This window comes from Rubripirellula amarantea (assembly GCF_007859865.1).
Classification (GTDB): Bacteria; Planctomycetota; Planctomycetia; order Pirellulales; family Pirellulaceae; genus Rubripirellula; species Rubripirellula amarantea.
The window spans coordinates 315,476-329,034 of the sequence record NZ_SJPI01000002.1 but is presented as its reverse complement, the minus strand read 5'-3'; the positions used below and the strand labels follow the sequence as shown (position 1 = coordinate 329,034).

At 54.8% G+C, this 13,559-nt stretch carries 9 protein-coding genes; 5 read left to right on the top strand and 4 right to left on the bottom strand.

Going from position 1 to position 13,559, the window contains the following annotated elements; genetic code table 11:
• Positions 1-190: 190 nt before the first annotated feature.
• Together Pla22_RS14710 and Pla22_RS14705 are read left to right on the top strand one after the other, a co-directional pair.
• Positions 191-1,903: a hypothetical protein gene (locus Pla22_RS14710; RefSeq protein ID WP_146515600.1), complete on the top strand. Its 1,713-nt coding sequence runs from the start codon at positions 191-193 to the stop codon at positions 1,901-1,903.
• Between the two features lie 157 nt (positions 1,904-2,060).
• Positions 2,061-4,919: a PQQ-dependent sugar dehydrogenase gene (locus Pla22_RS14705; protein WP_165440683.1), complete on the top strand. Its 2,859-nt coding sequence runs from the start codon at positions 2,061-2,063 to the stop codon at positions 4,917-4,919.
• Here the strand turns inward: Pla22_RS14705 and Pla22_RS25260 are convergent.
• A complete protein-coding gene (locus tag Pla22_RS25260; protein WP_165440682.1) occupies positions 4,914-5,087 on the bottom strand; it encodes a hypothetical protein in 174 nt (57 codons plus the stop codon). The genes Pla22_RS14705 and Pla22_RS25260 overlap by 6 nt on opposite strands.
• 74 nt (positions 5,088-5,161) lie before the next feature.
• Between Pla22_RS25260 and Pla22_RS25535 the strand changes: the two genes are divergently transcribed.
• Together Pla22_RS25535 and Pla22_RS14695 are read left to right on the top strand one after the other, a co-directional pair.
• Entirely contained in the window at positions 5,162-5,581 is a 420-nt protein-coding gene (locus tag Pla22_RS25535) for a hypothetical protein (protein WP_207310389.1), read from the top strand.
• 48 nt (positions 5,582-5,629) lie between these two features.
• A complete protein-coding gene (locus Pla22_RS14695; protein ID WP_165440681.1) occupies positions 5,630-6,556 on the top strand; it encodes a DUF1559 family PulG-like putative transporter in 927 nt (308 codons plus the stop codon).
• A 235-nt stretch (positions 6,557-6,791) separates the two neighbouring features.
• On the opposite strand, the gene Pla22_RS14690 is transcribed toward Pla22_RS14695, so the two are convergent.
• The 3 genes from Pla22_RS14690 to Pla22_RS14680 all read right to left on the bottom strand — a co-directional run bounded on the left by Pla22_RS14690 (position 6,792) and on the right by Pla22_RS14680 (position 11,401).
• A complete protein-coding gene (locus tag Pla22_RS14690; RefSeq protein WP_146515597.1) occupies positions 6,792-8,288 on the bottom strand; it encodes a sulfatase family protein in 1,497 nt (498 codons plus the stop codon).
• Positions 8,289-8,509: 221 nt separating this feature from the next.
• Positions 8,510-9,619 carry a DUF1570 domain-containing protein gene (locus Pla22_RS14685; RefSeq protein WP_146515596.1) on the bottom strand — a complete coding sequence of 370 codons (1,110 nt, stop codon included), beginning with the start codon at positions 9,617-9,619 and terminating at the stop codon, positions 8,510-8,512.
• Positions 9,620-9,772: 153 nt separating this feature from the next.
• On the bottom strand, positions 9,773-11,401 hold the full coding sequence (locus Pla22_RS14680; protein WP_146515595.1) for an ABC transporter permease family protein: 1,629 nt from the start codon (positions 11,399-11,401) through the stop codon (positions 9,773-9,775).
• A gap of 143 nt (positions 11,402-11,544) precedes the next feature.
• Between Pla22_RS14680 and Pla22_RS14675 the strand changes: the two genes are divergently transcribed.
• Entirely contained in the window at positions 11,545-13,305 is a 1,761-nt protein-coding gene (locus Pla22_RS14675; RefSeq protein WP_146515594.1) for an ABC1 kinase family protein, read from the top strand.
• Positions 13,306-13,559 lie beyond the last annotated feature (254 nt).

Sequence of the window (13,559 nt, the reverse complement as noted above, 5' to 3'; positions counted from 1 at the left end):
TCTGAGCGGATTGTCGCGGCAATCTCAGCAAAATTCCCGCTCAGACGCCCCTGGAGAGCGGAAATTTGTTGACGCGGGAGGGCGGTTCCACAGATAATGCATGCACGCTGGCAAGCGTCCTTTTCTTACACTTTCGCAGTCCCCATCGACCAAGAACTCGAACTGCGCATCCCCCGAACGGATCTCGTCTATGAATGCTCATCGCTCACCCGTTGCCTCGGTAGCTATCGCGGAGTCAGTGGCTCTTGACGCCAAACGCGGCCGCCTGACCAGCGCCTGGATGGTACTGATTGCATTCGCCTGCTTCGCCGTTGCGGGACTAATCGCGACCACGGCCATCGGTCAAGAAGCGGCGGAAGCCCCCGCTGCGAAAGAACCGTACAAGTTCAATAAGATCGATCCGAGGTTTGGTTCCGAACGAGCGATCAAGATGATGAAGGCTGAAACGCGGACCTATGCCTCCACCGGTGACGCCAAGATGCAGTATGTGACTGCCTACTTCACTCGTTACGTCTACCCAACCATGACGTCCCGCGATGGTAATCGCCATATTTCCGAGATCGTTTCGGACATCAACAGTTTCATCTCGCGTGCGGCAAAGTCCAACCGAGCAGCCGTGCACCAAACGCTAACGACGCAGACCGCTCGCGTTATGAAACCAATTGCTGAAGGTAACTATCACCCTTCCGCTCGAATTGCCGCTGTCACTCTTCTTGGTCAATTGGATGGAAAACTGGCTGACATTGCTAACAAGCAACCAGCTCAACCGTTGTCGGCGGTCTTGCCAATCTTGATTGCACTCTACGAAGACGAAAACAATGACGAAGGCGTCCGTGCCGCAGCACTGCATGGAATTGCTCGCCATGCTGAATACGGATTCAAAAGGATGCCTGCCAACCTGAAGACCCAGATCATTGGCCTGATGACCAACTTACTTGGCTCGGAACCGCCCGCCGGTCGATCACCGCAAGCTCATGCTTACCTTCAACGCTACGCGGTCGACAGCCTGTATTACCTGCAACCCGAAGGCGACGCAGCGTTCGGTGATATGCTGGTCAACATCAGCACTAACGACGACTCGGCCGACCTAATCGCTTTGCATACTGTCGCTCGATTGGGTTCGATGCCAAAGAGTATGGAAGGCAAAGTGAAGTCGCCAGAAACCGTCTTGGCAAAGTGGGCTAAACGAACCGCCAAAGCGTTCGAGGCTGAACTAGCTCGGTTTGCAGCGATGGAAAAACGCACCCCCGTTCGCGGACAACCTCGCGACCCCAAAACGTTTTTACGTTCAACCGCCGAAGCTGCAACGCCCACTCCAATGATGGGCGGACCTGACGGGGACATGTTCGGTGGCGGCCCGTCAGCGGAAATGATGAACCAGATGATGATGGGCGGACAAGACCAGATGGACATGGAAGCCATGATGGGCGCCATGGGGCCAATGGGCCCTATGGGATTCGGCGGCATGGCCGCAGTGAAAGAACAGCCGCCCGAGGTCATCATGTCCCGTCGTAAGTTGAACCACGTCTTGCAACAAGTTCACCGCGGAGTCACCGGCGTTGGCAAACCAGAAATCCCGACCAAGCCAGGCGGATTGATGGCGGCTGCTGGTGCGGACAATGAAGAGGACGTGAAAGCATGGTTAACTCAAATTCACGAAGTGATTGACGAAATCAACGACGAAACCTACGACACCGAAGCTAAGTATCTCAAAGCTGTTGAAAAGCAACTTGAAGTGCTTAGTGAGATGGCGGGCGAGGGTGGTGACGCGAACGGTGACGCGGTACTTGGTGCGGACGGGCTGGGTGCTGATCCGTTGGGTGCAGATCCACTGGGGGCTGACGGGCTGGGGGCTGATCCATTGGGTGCTGATCCGCTCAGCGCTGATCCGCTGGGCAACTAGGGCTGATCCTTCACCGTTTTGATTTTTCGCTTCGAATCCTGACTTGCAACTCCGTCCAACTATGCTTCGAACGGTGGCTCTTTTTCTCGCGACCACCTCGGTCGCTATCGTCTGCGCGTTCTGTTGCCACGGTGTTCTCGCTGACGAACGGAGGACCGTGTGGACTTCGTCCAAGCTTGTCGGCACTCCGGATCCTCCGTTGCCGTTTCGCGTCGAGCGAGTGTTTCCTCACTTGCAGTTCAACGAACCGATCGCAATGCGCGACATGCCCACCGGCGATCCGACCGCGCCCGTTGAGCGACGAATCGTACTGGAACGCAAAGGCCGCCTTGTTACGTTCGAACCGGTCGATGACCCTACCGCCTCGGATTTGGCGATTGACCTTGAAACGGCACTGGCCGATCCCGCTAACGAGGACATCGCTTCGGCACGTGACTTTGTCCTCGATCCCCGTTTCGACGAAAATCGGTTTCTGTATGTGACGTGGACAGTGCTTCCGCATGAAACCGAAGGTGGCACCCGAGTGTCTCGGTTGACGATGGGCACCGATTCGCCACCCACCATCGACCCGGCTTCGCGGCTGGACATTTTGACCTACCCATCGGGCGATCACATTGGAACGTCGCTGAGGTTCGGTCCCGATGGCATGCTTTACGTGACCACCGGTGACGGCGCTCGTCCGTTCCCGCCCGATAAGTTCAAGACCGCTCAAGATGTCACGGACCTACGTGGCGCGGTTCTTCGCGTCGATGTTCGTAACGCTACGAAGTCGTCGCCTTATCAGATTCCGCCCGATAATCCCTTCGTGGATTATCGAACTAGCGATGGTCGCGTCGCTCGTGGTGAGATCTATGCGATTGGACTTCGCAATGGCTTTCGCAGTGCCTTCGACCCGGCAACCAATGAGTTCTGGGTTGCTGACGTCGGCTGGGATCGCTGCGAAATGATTCATAAGATCGCCAAGGGTGGCAATCACGGATGGAGCCTATACGAAGGACCGTTCGAGATTGACTTGCAACAACCACACGGTCCCGGATGCAACGAGGACGGGAAACCGATCATCGCGCCGATCATTCTGCAACGCGACGAGGTGCAATCGGTTACCGGTGGAGTATTCGTACCGGCCAACGCGTCCATCGCTGGCAAGCTCGCTAACCAGCCTTTTCAGATTGATGGCGACTATTTGTTCGGTTGCTATATGAACGGAGGCGTTTGGGCAGCCGATGTGAGTCAACCCAGCGCGCCAGTGGTCCGGAAACTTGCAGCAACGGGACTGCGGATCATTGACTTTGAAACCATAAAGCTTTCAAGCACTCCCGAAGGCAAACTCGATGTCATCATCATCGACATCAACAACGGAGGCATTTATCGACTTGTTCCGAATGAACAGAAGGCTCAGCGGGATCCTTTCCCAACCCAACTTAGCGATACGGGTTTGTTCATCGATTGCCAGTCGCTGGAACCGGCTCCCGGCATTTTCGCTTACTCACCCGCCGCCACCATGTATCGCGACGGTGCGATCGGCCAACGCGTGATCGGTATCCCCAGTGAAGATCCCATCCGACCGTCGTATTGGTTCCCGGGCACCAAGTATCCGCAGGGCACGGTTTTGGCAAATACGCTGACGCGAAAGGTATTCAATGATCAAAACGAGATCGTTAACCGGCGCGTCGAGACTCAATTGCTGGTCTTTGATGGCTTGAACTGGGCTCCTTATTCCTATGTTTGGAACGATGAACAGAACGACGCAGAGTTGGTTCCTGCGGGAGGCACCGAAATCACGCTGAGCGTTCCCGACAACTTGCTCGGTGATGAGCAGGGCCCCGCCAAGCGTGAGATGCTGCACACGGTTTACTCACGCAACCAATGCATGATTTGTCATCACGGCTACAACCCCGGCGGGATTGGCTTCACACCTCAACAATTGCACGAACCGCGAAGTGTTGATCACCCCGAAGTCGTTACGCACTGGAATGACTTGGTCGATTCGGGCATCACCACACGACTAAACATTAACGAAGATACCTGGTGGGTCGATCCGTACGACGAAACACTCGATTTAGACGCGCGAGCCCGGTCTTACTTGGCAGTCAACTGTAGTGCCTGTCATCAAATGGGCGGCCGAGCTTCATCAGCGGTGAATCTGCAACGCAACGTTCCGATTGATGAAATGAACATCATCGGCGCCGACCCCGCTCAAGGTAACTTTGGGATTACCGGCGCCTGCGTGGTTAAACCGGGTCATCCCGAGCAATCGGTGCTGATGTACCGCGTCGCCACGCACGGGCCTGGCCAAATGCCAAAGATAGGTTCTGGCCAACCCGACATCGCGGGCGCTAAGTTGTTGTGGGATTGGATCGCCGCGATGAAGCAGGAGCCCACGGTCGATCAGCATGACTCGCCGTTGATGAAGGCGATGTTGGATTGGCGAAACGTGATCGACCAAGGCCCCGCGGTGGGTCAAGCGATGGCTGCATCGGTAGTTTCGTCGACGACAGACCCGACGATCGTTGGTCTATTTGAACCCTGGATCGAAGTTTCGCAGCGAGCCACCCGGGTCGGTCCGAACCCAGACGTTGCAGCGTTATTGTCGATCGAAGGAGATGCCAAACGCGGGGAGTACTGGTTCGCCAAAGCAGCGTCCGCTCAGTGCCGAAATTGCCACCAAGTTCGCGAAGGCGCTGTCTCGGTTGGTCCGTCTCTTGGCGGGATTGGGTCGCGACGAACGCGTGCAGAACTACTTGATCAAATCTTGAATCCTTCCAATGTGATCGAACCGAGATGGCGTTCTCACCTTGCACTTACCTTCGATGGCGAAATCGTGACCGGATTGAAGGTTGATGAATCAGACGATGCGATCACACTACGGCGATCCGATGGCCGAGACCAAACGATCGCCGCGGATGATATCGAAACCATCAAGCTGCTTGATCAATCGTTGATGCCGTCGGGAATGTGCGAAGCGATGACGCCGACGGAAGTCGCCGACCTGTTGTCGTACCTTCAATCGTTATAAGGTAGATTGGAAATCGACCCTGGTCGCGGTGATTCGATGGATCATCGCGCCCGAGACTCGGTTGACCGCTACGCCAGACGAACCGCTTGCAATGTCAGCATCGTTGTCAAAGGCACTGATCGCTAAAGGCAGCGATTGATCTTTGCCGGTGGCAATGGCAGCGAACAAGAATCGCGGGTCGCTATCAATTTGAAATTATTTCTCCCCCACGCTTACTGAATCCATCACGGGTGCCTTCCCCGGTGATTTCTTTTCGAAACACGGCACCTTCCTCTCAACTCACTGCGTTCAAAGAATCCAGGATCATCGCATTGGCCAAGAAACAACGCATCCCTCATAAGTTTCAGCCTTGGATTGCTGTTCGTAAGCAATTCAAGTTGTCCGACGCGCACGTGCAAATGGCGCGTGAACTGGGGATGAATCCCAAGAACTTCGCACGTTACGCGGACACCAAGAACAAGCCTTGGAAAGTGCCTTTGTCACAGTTCATCGAGGCGTTGTACGTCGATCGGTTCAAGCGAGTGCGTCCAGAGCAGATCGTAACGATTGAGCAGATGGCAGCGGAGCATCTTGCGAGACGCGAAGCCAAAAAGGCTGCAAAAGAAGAAAATCAAGAAGCCGTTGAAGTAGAAGATGATGGCGAATCAGTAGCGGATGCTTAGAATAGCAGTTCCCGAAGGTTACCGTTCCTCACAATCCCCGCTTTCAACTTGCGCCTTCCAAGCCAGCGAAACGCTTTCACGATTGTCGAACTGTTGGTCGTGATTGCGATCATCGGCATCCTGGTCTCGGTATTGCTGCCCGCAGTGCAAGCCGCTCGAGGCGCGGCTCGTCGAGTGACATGTTCCAACCATGCCAAACAAATTGCGTTGGCGATGCACAATTATCATGCTGCCTACAAAGAGTTCCCCGCCGGCAGTCGCCAATCGTCACCTTACGGATTTTGGTGGGGGATGATTTCGCAAACGCTGCCGTTCATGGAAGAAGGCGTGCGATTCGAATCTATCGACTTCGGTGGTGGTCCTTGCGGCGAAGTCATGAAGGACATCCAAGCACGCGGAGCCACCGATGCATCATCGGCTCCTATCGAAACGCTGTTGTGCCCGAGCGACCCTCGGACGGAACAACAGCTTCTAAGCGGTCCCAATGGGCCACTTCCGCTTTCCGGCGACGTTGGCGTTTTGTACCCGGGAAACTATTTGGGCATGGCCGGAAGCGAAGACGTGGACATTACCGACACTTATGGGGGCTGCGGCGGAGTCGTCAATGGCAACGGTATTTTTTATACCGACAAGGCTCACAAGTTTCGTGACATCCTAGACGGAACGACCCAGACCATTTTCTTCGGCGAACGGGCGATCCCCGATGACCTGGGGTGGGGTTGGCCGATTTGCGGTGGCAACGAGTGCGAACATTACGTGACCAGCAAACTTGGATTGTTCATGGGCAACCACGAACCGACCGAGTACTTCACGCACTTACAACATTACTGGTCTTGGCACGGTGAAGGTGTCCATATCGCAATGGCCGATGGCAGCATTCATTACATCACCTACAACATCGACTACGAGACCTACACCGCTCTTTCAACTCGCGACGAACAAGACAAAATTCGCAACGACTATTTGTCTCCTTAAATGGTGGTGACCTCGAGTCATCGTGTTTGGCCGCGTGTCGGTTCGCTAGCAGGCGAGCTTCGGGTGCGTCCGCCAGCTTGCCATGACGATTGCCAATGAATCCGCATTAACTCTCGTAACACTTTGCACCGGGGTGCGGCGTGTACCACTTCAAAACGATTGGTCTTACAGGCGGATTTCCATCGCGCCGCCTTATCTCGGTTGCCTAGCCGCAATTGTCATTTCTCTTGCCGGTCTAATCTTTTATCAAGGCCCCAGCTTTCAAAGCCCCAGCCCTGTCGATGTTCTTTCCGCTTTTCCAAAGCACGATGTTGCTGATATCGTTCGACGTTTCACCGCCTTCGGTGCTTCGGCCTCTACGCACGTCAGATTCAAGTTGCTTGAGCAATCGCTCGGCAACATCTGGTTGTGATTCATAAAGGTTCGTCTTCTCGCTTGGGTCGTTTTCCAAGTCGTACAGTTGCGCGATCGCGGCGTCCGCCGACACCTGCGCCTCCGTCGGAGACGACCAACCCCCAGAACCTCGGGCAAGACAGAGCTTCCACTTCCCCAAGCGATAAGCGAAATGACCGCTGTGCGAATGATGAATCACACCAGCACGCGTCGATTCGATCGGTTTCCCCAGCAAAGCGGGCAGGAAGCTTACGCTGTCCTCGCAGGTTTCGGGCGGCAGTTCTGCATCGACGATATTAGCGACGCTTGCAAACAGGTCGGTGAGGCAGATCAGTTGGTCGCAGCTTGAGCGTGGCTCAACTTTCCCCGGCCAGCGAACAATGAACGGAACACGATGACCGCCGTCCCAAATGTCAGCCTTTGACCCACGCATGTGAGCGCTAACCCAATGCCCTTTAGCCGCCAACGCCGGAATACCAGCCGCTTTTGAGCAGCCATTGTCACTGGTGAATATGACCAGTGTTTTGTCAGTCATGCCGTGTCGCTCGAGAGCCTCGGTAACTTCGATGACCACGTTATCCGTCTGCATGACAAAGTCGCCGTAAGCGCCAAGTTCACTTTTTCCCTGCCATTGCTTTGCCGGAACGATCGGTGTGTGGGGCGAACCGAGCGGAAGGTACAAAAAGAACGGTTGGCCATCACCGGCACGCGAGTCAATGTATTCGACCGCCTTGCGAGTCAAACGCGGCAACATGTTGATCTCGGAATCGTGTTCGATGACTCGATCGTTTTCGATTACCGCCTTCATGTTCCTCGCATGATGAAAGCCGTGATAGTACTGAAAGCCTCGATTGACTGGCCCGTCTGGAATCTTTGCTCCGACAGGCGGAAGCTTGACCTGCTTGGGCGAATAGGACTCACCGGTCTGGGGATCGAGGTACTCAAAATCCAAATGCCATTTCCCAATCGCCGCAGTTGCGTAGCCCTGCTGTCGCAGAAAACCAGCGACCGTCATCCGGTCTTCTTTGATCAGACTAGGTGCGAATCCAGTTACCACTCCTTTTTGCAATCGCGTCCGCCAACTGTAACGGCCTGTCATCACCCCATAGCGAGTGGGCGAGCAGACGGAGGAACCGGAGTGTGCGTCGGTAAACACCATTCCCTGCTTCGCCAACGCGTCAGCACCAGGAGTTTCTGTCTTCGAGGTTTCAGGAGCCAAGCAATGCACGTCACCGTAACCAAGATCATCGCAAATGATATAAACGATGTTGGGTTTCTCGGCCGCCGAAAGCACGGACGCAGTCAGCAGGCTCAACAGCAAAGCGGTAATCGGTTTCATAGTTCGAGCTTCTTCGACTCTTGAATCTAAAATCAGGCAAGAAAATGGGACAGGCTACCAAGAGTCAATTCAGACCTCACCAATCGGAAGCCCATTTTACGAGATCCACGATCTACCAAACCTTCTCGACTCGCGCGCGTGACGATTCGCACTTGGTCATTCGTCGTTTGATCACTCGTCGCTTGATCACTCAGCCGATGGAAGCGTGTCACTTGACGTTGTCACTTCACACGTCGCATGTAAGTTAGAAAAGACTTGTCGACTTTATCGAGCGGACCAAACGCTGCTTCGAACATTTCCACTCGCTCACGTGCCGATCGTTCAGCCAAGGGCTTACCTTGGCTTAGTGATTGCAAGTACGCGACGTATTCCTTGCGACTGGTTTTGATCAAGAAGTACGTCAACGCCCAACCTTCGGCATAGGCAAACGTTGCAGTCTCGGCATCCTTGTATCGTTGATCGCTAGCCAATAGGGTTGCCAAGGAATCGTCAGGGCGATTTCGGATGCCACTTTTCCACCGAGCCAAGTTCACTTGATTGACGCGGCCAATCGCTCTCCACCTACCCGGGTTTCGCATATCGGGCGATTCAAAGAAAGTTGCCAAGCCTTCGCTCACCCACATCGGATTGTCTGCATAGCGTTGTTGCAATCCGCAATTGTACGCAAGTTGGTGAGTGGCTTCGTGAATGATCGTCGACACGTTGCGTTCCCAATTTGGAACGTTGAAGGTTGTCATTTGGTTCGAAGCTAAATTGTAGTACCCGATCATACTCTTGGCCGTGGGCCCTATCTCGGCGGTCGCGTGATTCAAAAACGAATCATGGTCCTTTAGCACGATTGCGACTAAAGGATGGTCCGGCTCGGGCAACTGCCAACGTTGGTTCTTCCAAAACGTGAAGAAGTTTTTATAGAGCTGTTCAAAGAGCGATCCGACTTGCTTGGCGTACACCTCGCTACCGTCGTAAAGAATCACATAGTGAGGTGTTTGGTAAACCGAGAACCTGTCGCCCAGTTCGCTGAGCATTCGTTGTGCGGCTTCGTCTGGCGAGATAGGCGAATACTCGTCCGCAATCTTCTCGCGATCCGTGATTTGATCAGGCTGAATGATCCAAATACGACCATCGTCGCACTTCATCATCACGCCACCGTCCTGGGCCTCCTGCATCACTTCGCCAAGAATCGTGCGAGAGGTGTCATCCTTATCTCGAAACGTGATGCGTCGAATGTCAGGCGACTCATCAGCGGTCGCCGACACGTCCTCGGCAAGTGAGCGAGAAATGGCAGCGAATGCCAAGTTCAACGCGAAAAACAGAATGACCAACCTTGGCATGAATCTTCCTAGGACGAAAGGATAACGGAACAAAGGTATTGTAACTGATCGTCCGGTGCAGCGTAATTCGCCCCGATGCCGCATGCCGGCGGATCACCCCCATCAGCGGACAAAACAGTGTGCCGCCTTTGCGGATAGTACGATCTGCACGATCTAAAGTTTGCGTATCGCGATTCGTGTCACGATGAACAGGGCGGCGAGATACCACAACGATAAAGCAGCCTCTTGGTATCGCGCGCCACTGTGCAGCAGGCCAAATAATCGCACTGCAACCGTTGTCACTCCGGCGGGAACGACCGGTAACGTCGCTGGTAGATCGCCTGACGAAGCTACCGCGGCGGCAACGCCAGCCAATACGAGAGAACGCATCAGGAGTGGACGCTCGATGAACCAAAACGACTTGAGCGGCGTGGTTTCCATTGCCGCGAGTTCGAGTGTTGAAGTTTCAATTCCTACATACCCAGCCTTAACTAACCAATACGTGATCGGCAACGTTCGAAAGGATAACGCGATCATCGTTGGCAAAATCGTTTGCTGATACAGAAATCGAAAGCCGGGAACTTCAAACTGAAAGAGGTGGACCACCATCAATCCCGCGATCGGTCCGGGCACGCAAATCAATGCCACCATCATCGCATCGACGCCCACCGCTGCTCTTGCCCGTCGCCGAACCCACGCCGCCAACGGCCATGCGATTGCCAGTGACGCGACACTCGACGCTACCGAGATGATGGTGGTCCAACGATATTCGGCTGCAAACAAGCGAGGTGCTTCCCACAAACGCGATAGCGCCATCTTAAGCGACCACGCGACCTCGACGTCATCCCCCGAGCGAACGACCACCTGACCGATGTTGTTGATCAGTCCCAGCAAAGGAATCAGAACTAACAGACCGGCAATCACCACCATCACAACGACGGCGACGAAACGCGTCATGCCGCCCGCGCGGTCCACCACGACATCGACATCGACGTGGGGTTCGCGAAATGCATTGGCGTACGCGATCCGGCGACGAGAAACAAAGACGTAGGTCACGATGGTCGCGGCCAACACCATCGGCAAGAAACAGGTCACCAGGATTGACGGCAACGTCGGCTCAACGGCAAAGAACCGGTAGAATTCGTCGGCGATCGTTCGGTACCCGTACAGATCCGCGACCGTCATTTCCGTAGCGGCTAAACCGGCGGTTGCCAACAACGCCACGGTCCACCAGGGTGCTGCGAGCGGCAACAAGACTCGCCACCAACGACGCCAAGGCCCCGCGTCCAAACAGGCTTGTTCACGGATCGAGCGAGGCAGTCTTGAAATGCCCAGCAGCGTTGCCAATCCCACCATCGCTCCGCCGTGAAGACCGTGCAACCATGCGGTCGCCACGAACCCAGCGAAAACTCCGTAAGTGTCACCGGCCGTGACTCGGGCCCCAGTTTGGGTCAGCATCCCGATGCCAAATTTTCCCGCCGTAGCCTCCCAAGCCGCCGCATGGAGAATCAACGGAGTGACCACTGCCACCACCAAGGCCCAGTAAAACCATCCAAGAAACCATCCAACACACCGTGCCCCCAACCATCCAACACACCGTGCCCCCAACCATCCGCAAAAACGGCTGCTGGTCGAAGCGAAAAGCCGTTCGGTTGAGGTAGGCTCAGCGAGTTTTCTCGGATTCACCCCTGAAGGCTGAACCGTCGACGCCGCCCATGCTCCTGCAAGCCCGATAACCGCTGCAATCGCTACGGCAGCGACCATCAGAACGATGGTTGCAACGAAGGCGGGAAACCAAACCAAAGAAAAGCTCCAAGTCAGGGTGGGTCAAATGCGGCAAGTGCGATCACAATGGGGCAAACGGATCATTGCCCGTTTTGTGCAATTCTTGGTCTCAATCGTGCGGCCTTCATTTCGCTCTACTTTAATCGGTCACCCCTGTTTCCATGAAGATCACCGCGATCCCACAACTGTACCGTAATTTGAAGCGGTGGCGTGAGATCTTAGCAGTGCTGCGACGCTATGGATTGGCCGATTGGTTGACTCAGTTTCGATTGCCGTTTCGCGACGCATTCAAGGATCACAGCGGAACGCCACTTTCGCAGTATTCTCGCGAACAACGCGTTCGCATGGCACTCACGGAACTAGGCCCCACGTTCATCAAGTTGGGGCAACTTCTCGCCGCGCGGCCTGACTTGGTCGGTCCCTCGATCGCCGAAGAGCTCAAGCGATTGCGTGCCAACGTCAAACCGGACACCATCGAACAGGTCCGGGCCACCATGCGAGAAGAACTCGGCGACGACTACGAAGATGTATTTCGAGCGATCGATCCCGTCCCTTTAGCTACAGCTTCGATTGGACAGGTTCACCGCGCGACGCTCATTGACGGAACTCCGGTTGTCATCAAGGTTCAACGACAGGGCATCCAACGCACGATCGAACAAGACGTCGAAGTACTTTCGGGACTCGCTCAACTTGCCCAACGCGTGGACACGCTCGCGGCATTTTCGCCGACCGACATGGTTCGCCAATTGGCACCGATGATCACTCGAGAGCTCGACTTTTCGCGTGAACGTCAGCACCTGGAAGTCTTCGACGAAATGATGACACGCACTCACAGCGACGTGCGTATCCCTAAACCCTACAAACAACACTGCACTCGTCGCGTGTTGGTGATGGACGAACTTGTCGGCACTCCGCTTAGCCAGTTCCTAGCTAAGCTTGATACACCAGCAAACGACAATCAACACGATGATGAGACTGGGGATTTGCCATCGACGCGATTGGGCGACAAGCAATCCATCTGCGATCGACTCAGCGAAACGATTGCCAGCGTCTATTTGACGATGGTATTCGACGAAGCGTTCTTTCACGCCGACCCACACCTGGGCAACTTGATCGTCTTGGAAAACGGTTGCCTGGGAATCCTTGACTTTGGCATGGTCGGCCGAATCGACGAAAATTTGCGAGAAACCATCGAAGAGATGTTGGTCGCCATTTCCACCGGTGATCAGAACCGACTATCTCGATTGGTGCGACGAATCGGCGACGCACCGCCGACCCTGAACGAGTCAGCGTTGTCGGTGGACGTTGCGGATTTCATTGCGACCTACGGTCGACAAGATCTGGGGCGTTTCGATTTGCGAAGCGCACTGAACGAACTATCCGAGATCCTGCACCGACACGCAATCAAGCTGCCCAATCAATCCGCGTTATTGATGAAGATGCTGATCTCGCTCGAAGGCACACTGCGAGAACTAGGTGCCAGCTTTGATTCGCTCGACGTCGTTTCCACGTGCATGCGAAAAGCGATGGTCAAACGACTTTCGCCACGACGACGATTGCGACAGGCTCGACGCATCTACTTGGAAACCGAGAACTTCCTTGAACAGGCACCCGACGAAGTCGTATCGCTGATCAAACAACTTCGCAAAGGCGAGGTACGTCTTTCACTGGAACATCAACGCTTGGGGCCCACGATCAATCGTATCGTCCTCGGGCTTATGGCTAGCGCGGTATTCCTAGGATCGTCGCTGATGTTGGCCATGCAGGTCCCGCCGCTCCTGTTCCCTCAACCGACCTTTGCTTCGATGCAGAACATCAGTGTGCTGGGTTTGATTGGCGTTATCGGCAGCATCACCGTGATGATGTGGCTGCTGATTGCGATCAACCGCAGCGGCCATTTGACCCGCGGTAATGATGACTAATAAAGTCGATTGAAGTGACAGTCGATCAAGCTGATAGTCTATCGACGTGATAGTAGATCATGATGACATTAGACCCACGCCCGCGTGACCGTAGCCCGTCCGGACAACACCACTATCGACGCGCAGCGTATATTGAAGGAAGTGTACATTGAAAGAACCGTTCTTCTATTTGACGATCGCGAAGAATCCATTCGTTTCATTGGCGTTACCGTCAACTCGGTCCGCCACGAATCAGTCCCCCACTGATTGATGGC

Excerpts from the sequence above, each read along its gene's own strand:
- Pla22_RS14710 (WP_146515600.1), top strand. The coding sequence starts at position 191 with ATGAATGCTCATCGCTCACCCGTTGCCTCGGTAGCTATCGCGGAGTCA.
- Pla22_RS14690 (WP_146515597.1), bottom strand. The coding sequence starts at position 8,288 with ATGAAACCGATTACCGCTTTGCTGTTGAGCCTGCTGACTGCGTCCGTG.
- Pla22_RS14685 (WP_146515596.1), bottom strand. The coding sequence starts at position 9,619 with ATGCCAAGGTTGGTCATTCTGTTTTTCGCGTTGAACTTGGCATTCGCT.
- Pla22_RS14675 (WP_146515594.1), top strand. The coding sequence starts at position 11,545 with ATGAAGATCACCGCGATCCCACAACTGTACCGTAATTTGAAGCGGTGG.